The sequence below is a fragment of the Nocardioides sp. Soil_C_8 genome (assembly GCF_057656315.1).
Genome location: NZ_JBDGKQ010000001.1, coordinates 1770140 through 1788004, shown reverse-complemented (window position 1 = coordinate 1788004; position 17865 = coordinate 1770140). Strand labels below are relative to the sequence as shown.

General features: G+C 71.3%; 19 protein-coding genes and 1 pseudogene. 7 read left to right on the top strand and 13 right to left on the bottom strand.

Going from position 1 to position 17865, the window contains the following annotated elements; translation table 11 throughout:
• Nucleotide 1 precedes the first annotated feature (1 nt).
• A complete protein-coding gene (locus tag AC3A3L_RS08770) occupies nucleotides 2-1501 on the top strand; it encodes a tripartite tricarboxylate transporter permease (protein WP_487639610.1) in 1500 nt (499 codons plus the stop codon).
• A gap of 156 nt (nucleotides 1502-1657) precedes the next feature.
• On the opposite strand, the gene AC3A3L_RS08765 is transcribed toward AC3A3L_RS08770, so the two are convergent.
• From AC3A3L_RS08765 to AC3A3L_RS08755, 3 genes are read right to left on the bottom strand one after another with little or no spacing between them, the layout of a single operon-like run.
• On the bottom strand, nucleotides 1658-2341 hold the full coding sequence (locus tag AC3A3L_RS08765; RefSeq protein ID WP_487639609.1) for a response regulator: 684 nt from the start codon (nucleotides 2339-2341) through the stop codon (nucleotides 1658-1660).
• Nucleotides 2338-3972 (bottom strand): sensor histidine kinase, encoded by a 1635-nt coding sequence (locus AC3A3L_RS08760; RefSeq protein WP_487639608.1) that lies wholly within the window; start codon nucleotides 3970-3972, stop codon nucleotides 2338-2340. The genes AC3A3L_RS08765 and AC3A3L_RS08760 overlap by 4 nt, the downstream gene beginning before the upstream one ends.
• A 43-nt stretch (nucleotides 3973-4015) precedes the next feature.
• On the bottom strand, nucleotides 4016-5428 hold the full coding sequence (locus AC3A3L_RS08755; RefSeq protein ID WP_487639607.1) for an alpha/beta hydrolase family protein: 1413 nt from the start codon (nucleotides 5426-5428) through the stop codon (nucleotides 4016-4018).
• Nucleotides 5429-5531: 103 nt separating this feature from the next.
• On the opposite strand from AC3A3L_RS08755, the gene AC3A3L_RS08750 reads away from it, so the two are divergent.
• Nucleotides 5532-6236: an EcsC family protein gene (locus AC3A3L_RS08750; RefSeq protein ID WP_487639606.1), complete on the top strand. Its 705-nt coding sequence runs from the start codon at nucleotides 5532-5534 to the stop codon at nucleotides 6234-6236.
• Here AC3A3L_RS08750 and AC3A3L_RS08745 read toward each other — a convergent pair.
• The 4 genes from AC3A3L_RS08745 to AC3A3L_RS08730 form a co-directional block, all read right to left on the bottom strand.
• The gene (locus AC3A3L_RS08745; RefSeq protein WP_487639605.1) at nucleotides 6157-7296 is read right to left on the bottom strand and encodes a glycosyltransferase 87 family protein; all 1140 of its coding nucleotides are present in this window, start codon (nucleotides 7294-7296) and stop codon (nucleotides 6157-6159) included. The genes AC3A3L_RS08750 and AC3A3L_RS08745 overlap by 80 nt on opposite strands.
• A 139-nt stretch (nucleotides 7297-7435) precedes the next feature.
• A complete protein-coding gene (locus AC3A3L_RS08740) occupies nucleotides 7436-8776 on the bottom strand; it encodes a CotH kinase family protein (RefSeq protein ID WP_487639604.1) in 1341 nt (446 codons plus the stop codon).
• The gene (locus AC3A3L_RS08735) at nucleotides 8773-9555 is read right to left on the bottom strand and encodes a VTC domain-containing protein (RefSeq protein ID WP_487639603.1); all 783 of its coding nucleotides are present in this window, start codon (nucleotides 9553-9555) and stop codon (nucleotides 8773-8775) included. The genes AC3A3L_RS08740 and AC3A3L_RS08735 overlap by 4 nt, the downstream gene beginning before the upstream one ends.
• Complete coding sequence (locus AC3A3L_RS08730) at nucleotides 9552-10151, bottom strand: DUF4956 domain-containing protein (protein WP_487639602.1); 600 nt, start codon at nucleotides 10149-10151, stop codon at nucleotides 9552-9554. Before AC3A3L_RS08730 ends, AC3A3L_RS08735 begins: the two co-directional genes overlap by 4 nt.
• Before the next feature lie 124 nt (nucleotides 10152-10275).
• Here AC3A3L_RS08730 and AC3A3L_RS08725 point away from each other — a divergent pair, with 124 nt between their 5' ends.
• Both AC3A3L_RS08725 and AC3A3L_RS08720 read left to right on the top strand, forming a co-directional pair.
• Complete coding sequence (locus AC3A3L_RS08725; RefSeq protein ID WP_487639601.1) at nucleotides 10276-10632, top strand: hypothetical protein; 357 nt, start codon at nucleotides 10276-10278, stop codon at nucleotides 10630-10632.
• Nucleotides 10632-11036, top strand: a complete 405-nt coding sequence (locus tag AC3A3L_RS08720; RefSeq protein WP_487639600.1) for a hypothetical protein — start codon at nucleotides 10632-10634, stop codon at nucleotides 11034-11036. Before AC3A3L_RS08725 ends, AC3A3L_RS08720 begins: the two co-directional genes overlap by 1 nt.
• A 4-nt stretch (nucleotides 11037-11040) precedes the next feature.
• Here AC3A3L_RS08720 and serA read toward each other — a convergent pair whose 3' ends face one another.
• The 3 genes from serA to AC3A3L_RS08705 all read right to left on the bottom strand — a co-directional run bounded on the left by serA (nucleotide 11041) and on the right by AC3A3L_RS08705 (nucleotide 13820).
• Nucleotides 11041-12234 carry a phosphoglycerate dehydrogenase gene (serA, locus tag AC3A3L_RS08715; protein WP_487639599.1) on the bottom strand — a complete coding sequence of 398 codons (1194 nt, stop codon included), beginning with the start codon at nucleotides 12232-12234 and terminating at the stop codon, nucleotides 11041-11043.
• Between the two features lie 260 nt (nucleotides 12235-12494).
• A complete protein-coding gene (locus AC3A3L_RS08710) occupies nucleotides 12495-13487 on the bottom strand; it encodes a DUF389 domain-containing protein (protein WP_487639598.1) in 993 nt (330 codons plus the stop codon).
• Between the two features lie 48 nt (nucleotides 13488-13535).
• The gene (locus AC3A3L_RS08705) at nucleotides 13536-13820 is read right to left on the bottom strand and encodes a hypothetical protein (RefSeq protein WP_487639597.1); all 285 of its coding nucleotides are present in this window, start codon (nucleotides 13818-13820) and stop codon (nucleotides 13536-13538) included.
• Between the two features lie 81 nt (nucleotides 13821-13901).
• Between AC3A3L_RS08705 and AC3A3L_RS08700 the strand changes: the two genes are divergently transcribed.
• Nucleotides 13902-14219 carry an ArsR/SmtB family transcription factor gene (locus AC3A3L_RS08700; protein ID WP_487639596.1) on the top strand — a complete coding sequence of 106 codons (318 nt, stop codon included), beginning with the start codon at nucleotides 13902-13904 and terminating at the stop codon, nucleotides 14217-14219.
• Nucleotides 14216-14740 carry an SRPBCC domain-containing protein gene (locus tag AC3A3L_RS08695; RefSeq protein ID WP_487639595.1) on the top strand — a complete coding sequence of 175 codons (525 nt, stop codon included), beginning with the start codon at nucleotides 14216-14218 and terminating at the stop codon, nucleotides 14738-14740. Before AC3A3L_RS08700 ends, AC3A3L_RS08695 begins: the two co-directional genes overlap by 4 nt.
• 18 nt (nucleotides 14741-14758) lie before the next feature.
• On the opposite strand, the pseudogene AC3A3L_RS08690 reads toward AC3A3L_RS08695, so the two are convergent.
• From AC3A3L_RS08690 to AC3A3L_RS08680, 3 genes and pseudogenes are all read right to left on the bottom strand, one after another.
• Nucleotides 14759-15031 (bottom strand): annotated as a pseudogene (locus AC3A3L_RS08690) (DinB family protein); the annotation flags it as partial.
• Nucleotides 15032-15046: 15 nt separating this feature from the next.
• Nucleotides 15047-15499, bottom strand: coding sequence for a hypothetical protein (locus AC3A3L_RS08685; RefSeq protein WP_487639594.1), 453 nt, complete (start codon nucleotides 15497-15499; stop codon nucleotides 15047-15049).
• A gap of 106 nt (nucleotides 15500-15605) precedes the next feature.
• Entirely contained in the window at nucleotides 15606-16076 is a 471-nt protein-coding gene (locus AC3A3L_RS08680) for a hypothetical protein (RefSeq protein ID WP_487639593.1), read from the bottom strand.
• 336 nt (nucleotides 16077-16412) lie between these two features.
• On the opposite strand from AC3A3L_RS08680, the gene AC3A3L_RS08675 reads away from it, so the two are divergent.
• Nucleotides 16413-17579 (top strand): IS110 family RNA-guided transposase, encoded by a 1167-nt coding sequence (locus tag AC3A3L_RS08675; RefSeq protein ID WP_487639592.1) that lies wholly within the window; start codon nucleotides 16413-16415, stop codon nucleotides 17577-17579.
• The last annotated feature ends 286 nt before the right edge of the window (nucleotides 17580-17865 follow it).

Below are 17865 nucleotides of genomic sequence, written 5' to 3'. Positions count from 1 at the left end.
CGTGGACGGCATCCTCCTCGGCCTCGAGACCGCGCTCCAGCCGACCAACATCCTGATCTGCCTGCTGGGCGTCACGCTCGGCACCGCGGTCGGCGTGCTGCCCGGCATCGGCCCGACGGCGACGGTGGCGCTGCTGCTGCCGATTACCTTCGAGTTCGACCCGGTGGCGTCGCTGATCATGCTCGCCGGCATCTACTACGGCGCACAGTACGGCGGCTCGACGACGGCCATCCTGCTCAACCTGCCGGGCGAGTCGTCATCGGTGGTGACGGCCCTCGACGGCCACCAGATGGCCCGACAGGGGCGGGCCGGACCGGCCCTCGCGACGGCAGCCCTCGGGTCGTTCTTCGCCGGCACCGTCGGCACCTTCGTGCTCGCCGCGTTCGCCCCACCGCTGGCGCAGCTGGCACTGAAGTTCGGGCCGGCGGACTACTTCGCCATCGTCGTCCTCGGGCTCATCGCGAGCATCGCGCTCGCGAGCGGGTCGGCGGTCAAGGCGCTCGCGATGATCGTGCTGGGCCTGCTGCTCGGCACGATCGGGCAGGACCAGTTCACCGGCGTCCCGCGCTTCACCTTCGGGGTGCGCGAGCTCTACGGCGGCCTCGACTTCGTCTCGCTCGCGGTCGGCCTCTTCGGTGTCGCCGAGATCATCCGCAACCTCGAGTCGCGGCAGTCGTCCTCGATCGTGACGAAGAAGGTCGAGGGCCTCTGGCTGAAGAAGGACGACGTCCGCCGCATCCGCAACCCCGTCCTGCGCGGCACGGCCCTCGGGTCGGTGCTCGGCGTGCTGCCCGGTGGCGGGCACGTGCTGGCCAGCTTCACGTCGTACTCGGTGGAGAAGCGGATCTCGAAGGAGCCGAAGAAGTTCGGCACCGGCGTGATCGAGGGCGTCGCGGCGCCCGAGTCGGCCAACAACGCGGCGGCGCAGACGTCGTTCATCCCGCTGCTGTCGCTCGGCCTGCCGGCGCACCCGGTGATGGCGCTGCTCGTCGGCGCCTTCATCATCCAGGGCATCACCCCGGGCCCCAACGTCATCAACGACGAGCCCGAGCTGGTGTGGGGCCTGATCGCGTCGATGTGGGTCGGCAACCTGCTGCTGGTGGCGCTCAACCTGCCGCTCATCGGCATCTGGGTGAAGATGCTGTCGGTCCCCTACGAGGTGATGTTCCCGGCGATCATCGCCTTCGCCTCGATCGGCTGCTACTCCCTCGGCCTCAACTCGTGGGACGTCTTCGCCATCGCCGTCGCCGGCGTCGTGGGCTACTTCCTCATCCGGTGGGGCTGCGAGGCCGCACCGCTGCTGCTCGGCTTCGTGCTCGGGCCGCTGCTGGAGGAGAACCTGCGCCGCTCGATGATCATCAGCCGGGGCGACCCGTCGGTCTTCCTGACCCGGCCGATCTCCGCGTCGCTGCTGCTGCTCGCCGCGGTGATCATCATCGTCGCGGTGCTGCCGTCCGTACGTCGCAAGCGCGAGGTCGTCTTCCAGGGCGAGGACGACTGACGATCGCCGGGGCGGTGCGTCAGCCACATTCCGCGCATGGCGGAGGTGGCTCACGCACCGCCCCTGCGTGTCGGCGTACGCCGCGCCGACGAGCGGTGCCTGAACCACCTTCCAGATGCCGAGAATGTGGCTGGCGCACCGCTCGAGGACTCAAGCTCATCGCGTGACCCACTTGTACTCCACCTCCGGCCGCCCGCTGCCGCCGTAGCGGAGCGACCGGGCGACGACGCCGACGTCGGCGAGGTGCTCGAGGTAGCGGCGGGCGGTGACGCGCGAGCTCGCCAGCTTCTCCGCGAGCTCGCGGGCCGACAGCACGCTGGGCGGGGTGCGGAGGTGCTCCATCGCCTCGTGCAGCCGCTCGGCGGTCAGCCCCTTGGGCAGGGCGCCGTCGGAGGTCGCGACGCGGAGCGAGCCGAGCATCCGGTCGACCTCGTCCTGCATCACCTGCTCGGGGGCGTCGCCGAGCTGCCGGCGGTAGTCGGCGTACTGCTCGAGCTTGGCGCGGAACATCGGGAACGTGAACGGCTTGATCAGGTAGAGCACGACCCCGTGGGCCACCGCGCGGCGCACCATCTCGGCGTCGCGCGCAGACGTGACCGCGATGACGTCGCACATGGTGCCGCCGGCGCGGAGGTTGCGGAGCAGGCCGAGCCCGTGGCCGTCGGGGAGGTACATGTCGAGCAGCACCAGGTCGACCTCGCGGTCGCCGAGCATGCGGGCGGCCTCGGTGGCGGAGTTCGCCAAGCCGACGACGTCGAAGCCCGCGACGCGGCGGGTGTACTCCGCATGCGCCTCCGCGACGAGCGGCTCGTCCTCGACGACCAGGACCCTGACGCTCACGACGTGACCCCCGTGCTGACCGGCTCGGACACCTGACCGAGTACGACGACGAGCTCGGCGCCACCGAGCTCGGACCGGCCGATCTGCACCCCGCCGCCGAGGCGCCGGGCGACCTGCGAGACCAGCGCCAGCCCGACGCCGTGCGCGCCGCCGGCGTCCACCTTGGTGGTCCAGCCGCGCTCGAGGGCGTGGGCGGCCTCCTCGGGGGTGAGCCCGGGCCCGCTGTCGCCGACGGCGATCCGGGCCTGGTCGGCCGATCCCTCGAGGTGCACCACGATGCGCCGCTCGGCGCTGCCGGCGACGGCCTCGATCGCGTTGTCGACGAGGTTGCCGAGGACGGTGACGAGGTCGCGCGGCGAGCCGACGGCGAACGACGCCGGGAGCTCGCCGGTGACGGTGAGGGAGATGCCCCGCTCCGCGGCCTCCGCCGACTTGCCGAGGAGCAGCGCCGCGACGACCGGGTCGCCGACCGCCCCGACGACGCGGTCGGTGAGCATCTGCGCCACCTTGAGCTCGTCGGTGACGAAGTCGATCGCCTCGTCGGTGCGCCCGATCTCGATGAGGGAGACCACGGTGTGCAGCCGGTTGGCGGCCTCGTGGGTCTGCGCCCGCAGCGACTCGGTGAGCCCGCGGACGGTGTCGAGCTCGCCGGTGACGGCCTGCAGCTCGGTGTGGTCCCGCAGCGTGACCACGGCGCCGACCTCCTTGCCGTCCCAGAAGGCCGCGCTGGAGCTGGCGACCAGGACGTGGTCACCGGTCACGTAGACCTCGTCGGCGCCGCGCTCGCCGGACGCCGCCTCGACAAGCGCCGGCGGCAGGCCGAGGTCGTCGAGCGAGCGGCCGACGACGTCGTCGGGCAGGTGGAGCAGCCGGCGCGCCTCGTCGTTGACGAGCTGGACGCGGCCCTCGAGGTCGATCAGCAGCAGTCCCTCGCGGACGGCGTGCAGCACGGCGCTGTAGTACTCGTACATCCGGGTGATCTCCCGCTCGCCCATGCCGTGGGTCTGGCGTCGCAGCCGCCGCGCGATCAGCCACGCCCCGACGACGCCGACGATGAGCACGACGACCGCGGCGACGACGATGTCGACGAACTCGTCACGCAGCAGGTCGTCGAGCTGGGTCAGCGTGATGCCCACCGAGACCAGCGCCACCACGGGCGCGCCACTGCCGGTGTCGGAGGCGGAGGCACGCCCGAAGACCGGCACGATCGCCCGGATCGACGGGCCGAGCGTGCCGACGTACTCCTCGGTGAAGACGTTGCCGTTGATCGCGGTGGCGATGTTGCCGATGAAGGGCTGGCCGAGCAGCTCGGGGTTCGGGTGCGACCAGCGGGTGCGGTCGGTGGCCATCACGACGACGAAGTCGACGCCGGTGTCGACGCGCACCGCCTCGGCGTAGGGCTGGAGCAGGTCCGCGGGGTCGCCGGTGCGGATCGCCTCGTGGACCAGCGGCGCGCGGGCGACGGCCTGCGCGATCGAGACCGCCTCGTCGCGGGCGCCCGCCCGGATGTCCGAGCGGGCGTCGTACGTCGCGAGGGCGAGGGCGGTGACGACCAGCACCAGCACCACGATCAGCTGGAGGACCAGCACCTGGCGCGCGACGGAGCGTTCCCGCCGGGAGCGCTTCAGCATCGGCACATCCTAGGGTGCTGCACGCAGGTCGTCACCGCGCTCGTCAGGGCTCGACCCCGATGCCGGGGGTCCGCGACCAGGCCCGCTCCTGGGCGGCGCTCATCGTCGGCCAGCGGTGGCCACCGGGGCGCGCCTCGACCCGGCTGTCGTACGACGCCGGCTCGAACGACGGGTCGACGAAGCAGCCGGAGCCGTAGGTCGCGTCGAACCCGCCGCACGCGGCCGAGACCCCGGCGGGCGTGGGCTTCACGCCGATGTCGACCCACGTGTCCAGCGCGTCCAGCACCGCGGCGTACCCGCTGTTGCTCAGCGAGCTGTGCTCGGACTCGCGGCTGAAGACCTGCACGAGCATGTCGGCGGTGCCGGCGCCCTCGCGCGTCGCCCGGTAGGCCGACTCGTGCTCGACGAAGGCGGTCGGGTCGTCGATCGCGTGGAGGGTGACGGTGGGGATGGTCACCGCGCCGGTGAGGTCGCTGTCCCAGGTGAGGTCGCGCTTCGCGTCCGGGTCGGCGGAGAACCGCTCGACGCCCTGGTTGAGCGCCTTGTCGTCGTGGCTGCCGGAGTAGTGGACGCCCCGGTTGCTGAAGGGGTTCCGTCCGTCGAGGCGGTGGTGGACGATGTCGCGGAAGGTGAAGGTGGCGAAGCGCAGGTGCGACTCGAGCGTCCGCTCGGGCACCTGGGTCACCGCGAGGATGTCGTCGAGGTTGCGCTGCTGCAGCGCGGTGCGGTCGGCCGGCGCCGACTGGTAGCCGGTGCACTCCTGGAGCCGCGAGCGCAGCCCGGCGGACGTCATCGTCGAGTCCTCGCGGAGCCCCATCCAGAGCGGGTACTGCGGCTCGGTCGGGCGCGGGTGGTTGCCGCAGTAGTACTGGTAGACCACGCGCAGGTCGACGCGGTAGTCGTAGCCGCGGGACGCGCCGGCCAGCACGCCGTTGGTCAGCAGCACGCCGTCGTACGACGTCGGGTGCACCTCGACGAGCTTGGCGGCGACGTCGCCGCCCCACGACTGCCCGTGGGCGAGCGTCGTGCCGGGCACGCCGAAGGTGTCCTCGAAGACCTGCCGGGCGCTCTCGGTGTCGGCCACAGCCATCCGGGTGCCGTAGCCGCCGCGGCGGTAGGACGAGCCGACCCAGGCGTAGCCCTCGCGGGCCATCACCGCCCAGCGGTCGAGGTCCTCGACGCTGCGGGCCGGGTCGGACGCGTCGCCGAGGTCGGGACCGCCGTGGGCGTGGACGACGAGGTCGCCGTTCCAGTCGTGCGGGACGGCGATGGCGTACCAGGCGCCGTTGTCGTCCTGGCCGGTCCAGCAGTCGGCGACGTCGGCGACCCCTGCCGGGCAGGCGGACGGCGTCGGGCCGGTGGCGGCCGTGGCGGGGACGGGGGCGAGCAGGGCGCCGGCCAGCAGGGCCGAGCCGGCCGCGGTGGTGGCCCGGGCGAGGGCGGATCGATGGGGCATGACGAGCCTCCGGGGTGGGGGGCGGACGACCGAGTGCGTCCGGTCCCCTGACGCTAGGAGCGTGTGACGTGCGTCTCACCGTTGTGTTCGTAGTGTTTGCCACATGGGACTCAAGGACCTCGTCACCCGCGACCGCTCCGACCCGACCACGAGGTCGGCCCTCGAGGCGGCGCGCGCCCCGCAGCACGACCCCGGGGCCATCGACCGGCTGGTCACCATGCTGCTCGACGTCGGCCTCGACGGGCGCGGCCCGCTCGACTCCGTCCGGGAGGTCGCCGACGAGGCGCTGCGCAAGGCCGGCGGCGACCGCGAGAAGGCGATCGCCGCACTGGCCCGCCGGGCCACGCTCGGCGGCGCCGCCGGCGGGTTCGTCACCGGTCTCGGCGGCTACGTCACCATGCCGGTCGCGCTGCCGGTCAACGTCGCGGAGTTCTACCTCCAGGCCACGAGGATGGTCGGCGCCGTCGCGGTGCTGCGCGGGTACGACGTCGACGACCCGCAGGTCCGCAGCGCGATCCTGCTGACGCTGGTCGGCGCCGAGGCCGACGAGGTGCTCAAGAAGGTCGGCATGTCGAGCGTCACCGGTCGCGCGACGACGTTCGCCCTCGGCGGCCTGCCGCCCGCGGCCCTGATGATGGTCAACAAGGCCGTCGGCTTCCGCCTCATGCGCGGGGTCTCCGAGAAGGGGCTCGCCGGCCTCGGCCGCGGGATCCCCCTCGCCGGCGGACTCATCGGTGGCGGGCTCGACGGCTACATGATGAAGAAGATCGCCGACCACGCGATGAAGGAGCTCCCGAAGGCCCCGTGATCGCCAGCCACGTCACGACCCCGAGCGCGGCGAGGACGTAGGCGTTTCCCGGGACGTGTTCCCACCGGAGCCAGTCGAGCTCCCTGCCGTTGCCCCACGGCAACCACAGCATCGGCCGGGCGACGAACACCGCCGTCCAGATCAGCGCAACGACCCTGTTGCGCTGCCACAGTGCCAGCGCCACCGGCACGGACCAGACCCAGTGGTGCGACCACGACACCGGCGAGACGAGCAGCATCGCCAGCGCTCCGAGGCAGGCGGCGATCACGCGGTCCCCGCGGTGCCACCACTGCGTCGCGACCAGCAGGACGCCCGCCGCGAGCGGGACGGCGACGGCCAGCCACAGGGCGGTCGGCGGCGGCTCGCCGAGGAGCCGGGTCAGCGCGCCGGACACCGACTGGTTGTGGGCGAGGGCCGGCGGGCCGACGCGGCCGGGGTCGAGCAGCCCGTCGGTCCAGTACCACGCCGCGCCCGGGAAGGCGAGCACCCCGACCGCGACGGTGACCGCGAACGCTGCGACGGCGCGGGCGGCGGCGGCCCGCTGCCCGACCACCAGCAGGAGCACGACGATCACCAGCGGCGTCAGCTTCACCCCGGCGGCGACGCCGACGAGGACCCCCGACCATCGGCGCTCCGGGCGCAGCACGTCGACGAGGACGAGGAGCATCAGGATCGCGTTGACCTGCCCGAAGGCGTAGTTCTGCCACACCGGCTCCAAGGCGAGCGCCGCGAGCGACGCGGCGGGCACCCACACCCACGGGACGGGATGTCCGAGCTCACGCCGCACGAGGACGACGACCACTGCCAGGCAGCCCGCGGAGAGACCCGTCCACAGCCCGGCAGCAGCCCAGCCCGGCAGCAGCGCCACGGGCACCATCAGCAGCGCCGCGAAGGGCGGGTAGGTCAGCGGGTAGCCGGTGACCGGGTCGTCGTACCGGTAGGCCGGCCACTGGTCGAGCACCGAACGACCGGCGTACCGGTAGACGTGCAGGTCCGGGAACCCGCCGGCCAGGACGCCCACGACCGCCGCCACGACGACGACCGCCGCGACGGAGGCCACGAGTTGTCTCCCGGGCGGCGACGCCACCGCCTCAGGCTATCCGCCGCGCTCGCTGGTCGACCGGGTGCCATGACATCGGCGTACGACGTCATGGCAGGCGGCTGCCAGCACGACCACCCGCCATGACGTCCTCCGCCGGTCAGCCGGCGATCTTCTTCCGGATCGCGTCGGCCTCCTGCTGCACGGTGTCGGCGTCGACGAGGTCGCCGGCCTGCTCGGTGAGCACGTCGACCCACTGGTCGAGGACCTCCTCCGCGTAGCCGCTGGCGTAGAGCTCCTCGGTCAGGTCGGCCTTCGCCTGCTCGACGAGGTCGGCCCACTCCTCCACCGCGGTGAAGCGCTCGACGAGGACGTTCTCGCGTCCGCCCGGACCGCCCATCCCGCCTCCCGGCCTGCCAGCGGGTCCACCCTCGGGCCGATCGGTCGGCATCCCGGACGGCATCTCCGAAGGCAGGTCGGTGGGCATGTCCGTCGGCATGCCCTCGGGTCGCTCGGGCCGCTCGCCGTCCCCGCCGGGGAAGCCGCCACCACCGGGTGACCCGCCGAAGGCGAGGTTGTGGTCCCACGCCACGACGGTGAAGGAGTCGGACTCGGCGTCCCAGCGCAGGTACGAGTTGTTGCCGGGCCCGTCGATGTCGTCGAAGTTGTCGACGACCTCCTCGAAGGCGAGGTAGCGGGCGAACGCCTGCACGTCGAGCCGCCCCGGCAGCCCGGCCTCGAAGTCCTCGTCGCTGCTGTTGTTGAGGAAGTCCAGCAGGTCGATGAGCGGCGTCAGGTCGTCGTCGCCGGTCTCCTGGTCGAAGACGTCGGTGTAGGAGTCGGGGTCGTCACCGCGCCACGACCAGTCCCCCTCGGCCTCGGACTTGTAGAGCAGGCCGTCGGTGGAGAAGTTCTCGGCCTCCCACTCCTCGTCGAGGTTCTGCACGACCAGCCGCAGCCGGGCGTCCGCGCCGTTGACGCTGAACGACGACGCGACCGCGTGCTCGCTCGTGAGACCGGCTTCGGCGAGCAGGTCGAGCGCGACCGCCTCGTTGAGCGCGGTCTCCGAGCTGTTCGAGCGCACGATGAGCTCGCTCCACCCGTCGATCGACTGGCCGTCGACGAACTTGTCGAGCCGGACCAGCCACGGCAGGTCGGTGGGGTCGGAGTCGTCGCTGACGCTGCGCAGCGACGAGTTGCCCTTGAGCCGGAGGCCCGCGCGCTCGAAGACCTCCCCGTCGATCGTGACGGTCGCCTCGAGCCACTCCTTCTCACCCGAGTCCTGGTAGGTGTCGACCATCGCGGCGACCGCGGCGTCGTCCACCTCCACCTCGATCTCGTGCACCTCGGTCGCGTCCCAGACGCCCGTGCCGTCGGCGACCTCGCGCGTGGCCGTGGTCGCGGCGGCCCGCTCCTCGGTGTCGTGGAACGCGCAGCCGCCGAGGGCGAGGGACGCGGCGACGGCGACGGCCGCCAGCCGGCGCCGTACGGGGTGCTTCATGCGAGGGCTCCTTGGTGGAGGGTGAGGTGGCCTGCCAGGTGCCGGCTGGTCACGCGGTGCCAGCGGTTGCCGGGGAGGTCGGGGGTGAGCAGCGCCAGCCCGGTGCCGTACTTGCTGATCCGGACCGGCCGGTGGCCGAGCTCCCACAGCCGCCGGTCGAGCGGGCCCGGTCGCGGGCTGCCGGACTTGGTCTCGACGACCAGCACGTCGCCGAGCTCGGCGGTGCCGTGCCCCGACACCCAGCGCAGGTCGCGGTCGACGGTGGCGCGGCCGGCGCCATCGGGGAGGAGCAGCGTCGTACGCCGGTAGCCGGTGTGCAGCGTCGCGACGAGGCCCGACGGGTCGACGCCGTGGACGCGTGCGGCGCCGAGCCGGTCGCGCACCCACGCGTCGGCGTCGCCGGAGACGTCGTGCCCGTCGTGCGGCAGCCGCTCCTTGACGGTCGTGCCGCGCAGGCCGCGCGTCTTCACCTCGAGCCACCGCTCGCCGGTGTCGGTGTACACCCGGGTGCGGACCTTCCAGCGACGTCGCCGCCGGGTCGCCGCGCCGGTCCAGCTGTCGAGGTCGACGGTGTCGAGGTACGTCGACTCGTAGCGCGAGGTGCGGCGGCCGTCGACCTCCAGCACGCGCAATCCAGCGATGCCCGTGACCACTGCGTCGAGCTCGCCCGCCGGGACGACGTACTTGCGGTCGGTGCGGGTCAGCAGCTGCGCGACGTCGTTGAGCTCGTCGAGGGAGACGGCGGGGAGGCGGTCGACGGCGCTGGTCCGGAGGCTCACCGGGTGACCGCCGCGACCTCGTGGCGCTCGGCCGCCGGGACGGCCGGGCGGGGTGCGGCGGCGTAGTGCACCTCCACTGTCGTGGTGTCGTTGACGAGGTCCACGCGGATGGGCGTGACGCGGGTGACCCGGGCGTCGAGGAGCATCTCGAGGCGGGCGACGAGGTCGCGCTCGTCGGTGACGGCGCTGTCCAGCACGACGACCTGCCGCAGCCCGGTGGCGTGCAGCAGCCGGCTGTCGGCGAGCGCGAGGACGAGGACCAGCCCGGTCATCAGGGAGACGGAGAGCGCGACGTCGCCGGTGCCGAGGCCGCCGAGCAGGCCGATGGCGAGGGCGGCGAAGTAGTAGGCGATCTCGTGCTGGCCGAGCTCGTCGGAGCGCAGCCGGATGATCGACAGGACCCCGAAGAGCCCGAGGCCGAGCCCGACCGTCGCGGCGCTGCTGGCCAGGACGATCGTCACCGCGAGCACGCCGACGTTGACCGCGACGAACGCGGTGACCAGGTCGGCGCGGCGGTGGCGCGGGTAGTAGACGGCCAGGGCGAGCACCAGCACGGCGACGAGGTCGACGGCGGCGAGCAGGTAGGTGGGGTTCATGGAAGAGGACGTTCGCCCGCCCACCTGTCCGCCACCTGTGCCGCGCCGATGAGTTTCCCGTCGGTCGAGGAAGGCGCGCAGCGCCTGTCACGAGACCAGGTGCGCCCTGCGACAATCGACCCTCGTGGACGGACCCCTGCCCCTCGTGCTGCTCGTCGCCTCGCTGCTCTTCGCAGCGGTGGTGCTGGTCTACGTCGTGCTCGACCGCACGCCAGACTGGGGACTGCTGGGCTTCGCCGCCGTCATCGAGGCACTCACCCTCGTCCTGCTGGTCGTCGCGGCGTTCCAGGTCGGCGACGTCGACCTGCACGGTGGCGGCCTCGTCACGCTGTTCGGCTACCTGATCGCGGGGCTCGTCCTGCTGCCGATCGGCTTCGTGTGGTCGCTCGCGGAGCGCAGCCGCGGCGCCACGGCGGTGCTGATGGTCGCGGGGCTGGCGCAGGCCTTCGTCGTCGTACGCGTCCTGCAGGTGTGGCCGTGATGAGCCGCGCCGCCACCTCCACCTCCTCGGGCCTCGGCCGCGCCCTCGTCGCGGTGTACGGCGTCTTCGCGCTCGCCGCGACCGCGCGCTCGCTCGTGCAGCTGGCCACCAAGGCGGGCGAGGCGCCACTGGCGTACGCCCTCTCGGCCGTCGCCGCGCTGGTCTACGTCGCCGCCACCCTCGGCCTCGCCGAGGTCGGCCCCAACCCGCGCCGGCTGGCCTGGGCGGCCGTCGGCTTCGAGCTCGTCGGCGTGCTCACCGTCGGCACGCTGACCGTGCTCGACCCCGAGCTGTTCCCCGACGCGACCGTGTGGTCCGACTACGGCGCCGGCTACGGGTGGCTGCCGTTGGTGCTGCCGTTCGTGGGCATCGCGTGGCTCTGGCACACGCGGGCGCGCGACTGAGCCATCACCAGGTGCGGACCCACACACAGTGCTCCGAGGCGCGCAGCTCCTCGACGGCCTCGGCGGACAGGGGCTTCGACGCGTCGGTGACGACGTAGCCGAGGTGGTCCCTGGTCGAGAGGTGCTGGCCGATGACGTTGTCGCCGGCCTCGGCGAACACCGCGTTGAGCTTGGCGAGGACGCCGGGGACGTTGTGGTGGAGGAAGCCCAGCCGGTGCTCGCCCTCGAGCGTCGGCGTGAGGACCTGCGGCAGGTTGACCGACAGCGCCGTGCTGCCTTGCAGCGCGAACCCGGCGAGCTTCTCCGCGACGAACCGCCCGATCTCCTCCTGGGCCTCCTGCGTCGACCCGCCGACGTGGGGGGTGAGGATGACGTTGTCGAGGCCGCGCAGCACGGACTCGAACGCGTCGCCCTGGGCCTTCGGCTCGACCGGGAACACGTCGACCGCCGCGCCCGCGATGTGCCCGGACAGGACGTGGCTGCGCAGCGAGTCGTAGTCGACGACCATGCCGCGCGAGGCGTTGATGAACAGGGCGCGCGGCTTCATCGCCGCGAACTCGGCGGCGCCGAAGAGGCCGGCGTTGCCGGGTCGGCCGTCGACGTGGAGGCTCACCACGTCGGCGGTCTCGAGCAGCTCGCCGAGCGACGCCATGCGGCGGGCGTTGCCGTGGGCGGGACGGTCCGCCTTGTCGTAGAAGACGACCCGCATCCCGAGCGCCTCGGCGACGTTGGACAGCTGGGTGCCGATGTTGCCGTAGCCGACGATCCCGATCGTCCGGCCGCGCACCTCGTGGCTCCCCCGCGCCGACTTGTCCCACACGCCGTCGTGCATCCGCTGGGTCTTCTCCGGCAGGCGCCGGGCGAGCGCGATGATCTCGCCGATCACGAGCTCGACCACGCTCCGCGTGTTGGAGTACGGCGCGTTGAACACGCCGACGCCCCGCTCGGCGGCCGCGGTCAGGTCGACCTGGTTCGTGCCGATGCAGAAGCAGCCGATCGCCTCGAGGCCGGGAGCCGACTCCAGGACCTTCTCGGTCACCGTCGTGTTGGACCGGATTCCGAGCAGCTGCACGCCGTCGAGCGACGCGATCAGCTCGTCCTCGGGCAGCGCGCCGGAGCGCAGCTCCACCTCGTAGCCGCGGGACCGCAGGAGGTCCACGGCGGTCGGGTGGATGTTCTCCAGGACCAAAGCCTTCATGGCCGCAACGTTATGGCAGCGCGGGAGGCTCGCCGGCCCCGGTCCAGCATGGCGTCGGGCGCAGCTCGTCCCGGCCGGATGGGCTACGCGCTTCGGCTGCGAGGACAGTGGCCCGACGTTTTCGGGGGTTCCGTCGGACCACCGCCGGAGAGAACTACACCAAGCGCCCCTGAGCGCGCGATGAAGGATTCACCACGCGCAGCCTGAGAGTTTCGGTCGGTGCGTTTCCGTGCCCTGGGAACGTCGGATCGGCTCCCCGGTCAGCCGCCCCCCACCTCTCCGACCTCCTTCTCAGAGCCGACCGACGCGTCGACGTGGACGGCGATGCCGTTGGGGATGACGCCGTGCAGGCGCTCGAGCAGGTCGGCGTACGACGGCAGGTCACCCGTGTGCCGGACGTTGATCCGGACGTCCGTGGGGGACGTGATCTCGACGCTGGTGACGGCGGCGTCGGGGGTCGAGGCGAGCCACTGCGCGGCCGTGCTCCGCACCTCGGCGCTGTAACGGTCGGCCGCGTAGACGGCGGCCGTGTTCGCGCCGAGCGGTACGGCGATCACGACGGCGAGGCCGGCGATGACGAGGCCCGGGCGGCGGCGTGCGCGGCGCTCGACCAGCGGGTCGAGCGCGGCGAACGTGAGGAGGCCGGCGGCGACCATCGCAATCAGGTTGGAGAAGAAGAGCAGGAAGGCGCCGGCGGCGAGGCCGGGGGCACCCTGGCCGAGACAGACGCCGACGACGGCGAGGGGTGGGACGAGGGAGATCGCGATCGCGACGCCGGGGAGGACCGCGGCGACGTCGCGGCGGCACAGCGCGATGGCGCCTGCGAAGCCGGTGGCGATCGCGGCGACGAGGTCCGCGAGCCCCGGGGACGTGCGGCTGGCGATCTGGCTGTCGTTGAGCAGGTCGATGTCCTGCGGCACGACGAGCGAGAACACGATGCCGATGACCACCACGGTGACGGCCCCGAGGGTCACGTAGACGAGCGAGCCGTTGCGGCGGCCGAGCGCGAGGCCGAGCGCGATCCCCATGATCGGCGTGGACAGCGGGGCGATGATCATCGCGCCGATGACGGTGGCGGTGGAGTCCGTGATGACGCCGGCGCTCGCGATGACCGCGGAGAGCACGAGCATCGCCCAGAACGCCGACTGCTTGCCCCGGGCGTCCCCAGACCGGAGGTTCAGGTCGTCGTCGAGCTCGTCAGCGGTACGGCGCTGGGTGTCGGGGAGCAGTCGATCTCGCAGGGTGTCGAACATGCCTGAGTATGGCGCCGCTGCGCCCTCCCCAGAAGGCCGAGAATCTGCTCAGGAGTTGGTGCGGCGCTGGCCCAGTCGGAAGCCCACGCCCGCCGCGATGACCATCAGCCCACAGGCCACGGCCACGGAGCCGGCCAGCTGCCATCGCGACACGATCAGCGCCGACCCGTTGCTCATGGGGTCGCTCCAGCTCATCTGCCAGTCGGAGTCGGCGCTGCCGGGCGAGTAGGCGAACCAACCGAAGTCGTCCGGCCCAGCCTGGGCGGACAGCGCGACCGCGAGGCCGCCGCACACCAGGACGAGGCCGACGACCCACCAGAGATGACGAAGCACGGCTCGATTGTCGCGGACGAGGCGGGTCCCGCGCCATTTGTACCCTTGCGGGTACGTAACGATACGGGTACGTTGCCCGACATGGATGCTGTATTGCACGCCCTGGCGGACGAGAGCCGGCGCACGGTCCTCGGCATGCTTCGCGACCACTCGGCGAGTGCAGGCGAGCTGGCCGCCGCCCTCCCCATCGCTCGTCCGGGCGTGTCCCGGCACCTCCGGGTGTTGCGGGAGGCGGGCCTGGTCGACGTACGCCAGGAGGCGCAGCGCCGCATCTACAGCCTCCGCCCGGAGGCGCTCATCGAGGTCGACGAGTGGCTGGCGGCGTACCGCACGCTCTGGGAGAACCGGCTCGACGCCCTCCACACCGAGATCGCACGAGGAAAGAAGGAGCGACGATGACCACCATCGCGACCATGCGAGCACTCGACGAGACCCGTGGGGCAGTCCGGGTCGAGGACGTCTACGACACCGACATCGACGACCTCTGGCAGGCCTGTACGACGCCGGAGCGGATGGCCCGCTGGATCGCCCGGGTTGAGGGCGACCTGCAGGTCGGCGGCACGATCCAGCTGGTCTTCACGAGCAGCTGGACCGGTCCGGCACGCGTCGAGGTGTGCGACCCGCCCCGCCACCTGCTGCTGACGACCGAGCCGGGCACAGAGGACGAGGGGCAGATCGAGGCATGGCTGACCGAAGAGGGCTCCAAGGCCCGCCTGGTGGTCGAGGAGCGCGGCCTGCCGCTGGACCACCTGCCGTTCCACGCATCCGGCTGGCGGGCACACCTCGAGGACCTCGGCCGGTCACTGGAGGTCGACGGCCCGGTGCACCCGGAGGGCTGGAGCTCCGAGGCCGGCGCGCCACGGTGGAGGGGTCGCTGGGAGGAGCTCACGCCCGTCTACCAGCGGATGGAGATCGGGTGACGTCGAGCCTGGTCAGGCTCAGCCGGACGACTGTCGATGCGCCTGATGCGATGACCCCTCGATGAGGTCGAGATCGCGTACGCAGAACTGATGGTGCTCGAACTCCTCGCCGAGCACGGTGCCCAGGCAGCGCCGCACAGATCGTCCGCGTGCGTACGGCGGCCACATGTCGTTGCTGGGGATCGGCGCCGGCGCTTGGAGCTGCTCGGGGGTGACGGAGTCCAGCCAACGCTCCAGCTCGGCGGCCTGTTCGTCCCTGATCGCCAGCACCTCGTCGAGGGTCGGGTCCGCGGACGGGTCGAGCCCCTAGGCCTCGCGATCGGGCACGGACTCGATGCCGAGACCCATCGGGGTGAACAGGTCGGTCGATCCCAGGCAGGAGCGCCGAAACCACGAGTCATGGACGAAGACGAGGTGCCGGAGCGTCTGCACAGCCGACCACTCGTCGTTCACGCTCTCGTGCTCGATGCCGGGCGACCGCCGCATCCGCGCCACGGTCGCCGACCAGTCGGTGCGCAGCTGCCGCCATCCTCGGCGCAGATCGGTCCGATCGTCCGAGCGGATCAACCGACGGACCGGATGACGCCGGTCGAGCTCGGCCTCAACATACTGCGTGACTTCGACGCCGTTCACGACGAGGTTGGTCACCAGCCCGTCGATCACGGCGTCCTGCATGACCACGCCGATCAGGCGGGTGTTCGTCAGGTTGCACTCGCGGAACTCCGCGCCCTCCATGTCCTCGTCCACGTACCGCCTCATGGCCGGACAGGCTATGCCGGGTCACCGACATGCGGACGCCGTTGGAGGCGGAATCCGCGGGTCGCGTAAAGGGTCGATGCCCTGAGCGGTGGGGTGCTTCTTCCTGTCACTTCGAGGGTCGCAGGGCAAAACTGCCCGGATAGTCATCGAGGACCCGTTTGGGATCCACCGCGTGGAGGGCCTCAATCTCCCGTCTCAGATCACGCGAAAGCTGCACCAAAGCGCCCTTCAGGCGCTCGTCGTCTGCACGTTCGCTCAGTTCCAGGAATCCGTTGCAAGCACGGCTCATCTCGCGAATAGGGGTAAGGAACCTTGAGCGCGGCCTGAGTGCGAGGCGGGTGTCACGCACGAGTGACCGAGTGTGATGAACGGAGTCCACGACACGTCCAACCTCGCCTTCAGCCCAAACCCAATCGTCACCAACCAGGAACGCACGTTTAGCCGCTAGGTCAAGGACGAGGTTGTTGATGGCCTTCTCTTCGACGAGCCGCGCGTCGCGTCTCCTAGTCAAGCGGTCGGTCGCGAGTGCAACGGCCGCTCCGAGGAATGTGCTCAGGACCATGGTCACGAATTCCATGCCCTCATACTGGCCGAGCCCGCGCGGAAGCAGGCATCGACACGGTCGCAACCCTTCAGGCATAGCGGGTGCCTATCCCGGACGCGGCAGGTTCGGAGGCGCACTCACGCGGCTACTAGACGATTCCGGTAGGACCGGCGTCTGGCCAGACTCGGTTCAGGTGATCGGCGGGCAGCTCTCCATGCGGCTGCCCACCGGCTGCTTTGGTGTGGCTCTCTTGCGGTCTGCGGCCCGCCGGTCACCGTGACGAGGCGTGGCTCAAGAAGGGACTGCCCTGCTCGTAGTAGCAATGCCCACCTCGCCGTCCACATCGGATCGAACAGGCGGGAGCAGCACATGCAGCACGTGATCATCGGGGTCGATCCCCACAAGCTGTCGGCCACGATCGAGGTCGTCGACCAGCACGAGGAGCTCCTCGGCTCGGGCCGGTTCACCACCGACCGTGCCGGCTACGCGGCCATGCGCAAGTACGCGTCGGCCTGGGCAGACCGGGTGTGGGCGGTCGAGGGAAGCAACGGTGCCGGCCGCCCGCTCGCGCAACGACTGCTCGAGGACGGCGAGCAGGTGGTCGACGTCCCTGCGAAGCTCGCCGCCCGGGCCCGGCTCTTCGACACCGGCCACAACCGCAAGACCGACGCCCACGACGCCCATGCAGTCGCGGCCGTCGCCGTACGCACCAAGAACCTGCGGGTACTGAAGCTCGACGGCGAGCTCGAGGCACTTCGGATGCTCACCGACCGCCGCGAAGCACTCACCCGGCGACGGGTCCAGACCATCGACCGACTCCAGGCGTTGCTCGCAGAACTCCTGCCAGGACAGGCGAAACGCGACCTCACCACCGCTCAGGCCAAGGCCATGCTCGCCTCGGTCCGTCCCCGCGACATCGCCGGCAAGACCCGACGACGGATCGCCGCCGAAGAGCTTGCCGAGCTGATCGCGGTCGAGACAAAGATCAGGAAGTCCACCGCCGAACTCAAGGCCATCGTGCTGGCCCGCGGCTCACGGCTGATGGACATCCATGGCGTCGGTCCCGTCGTCGCCGCCCGGGTGCTGGCCGACGTCGGGGACGTGACCCGGTTCGCTGACCGAAACCGGTTCGCGTCCTGGACCGGCACCGCACCACTCGACGCATCGTCTGGTGAGCAGAACCGGCACCGTCTCTCACGGGCCGGGAACCGGCGGATGAACCACATGATCCACATCGCCGCGATCAGCCAGATCCGCCTCGACACCGACGGCCGTGCCTACTACCGACGGAAGTTGGCCGAGGGCAAAAAGCCTCTCGAGGCCATCCGATGTCTCAAGCGCAGGATCTCCGACGCGATCTATCGCCAGCTCGTGGAGGACGCCCAACGCGCGGCCATCGACGCCGTTGGCACGGGTCCGGGAGGGCACTGCAGGGCGTCTCAAGAATCCAGCGCGGTCGACCTTCCCCTGCTCATCGACACTTCGGATCAGCCACTTCCCGGACCCGCAGGGAAGACGCTACGCCGGACCGGTTGACAACAGAAGGGAGCCGCAATGTCGCGCCCCGGACGGTACGCGGCGCAATGACTGTGAGGATCGCCAACGCAGCCTGATGGTGCTGGGCTGTGGGTTGGTGATCGCGAGTGTGACCCCCGGAATGACTGGCTTCGTGCCTTGCTGCGACCTGTCCGCTTGCGGTTGCTGACCCCGGCCCGGTTGGAGGAGCTGGCCTGATCAGGAGCCTGACCACCCGGCGTTAACGGCGCCTGGCGTGTCTCATCACAGTCCTGCCGAGCCTCCATCCCGGACCGGAACCACGTCC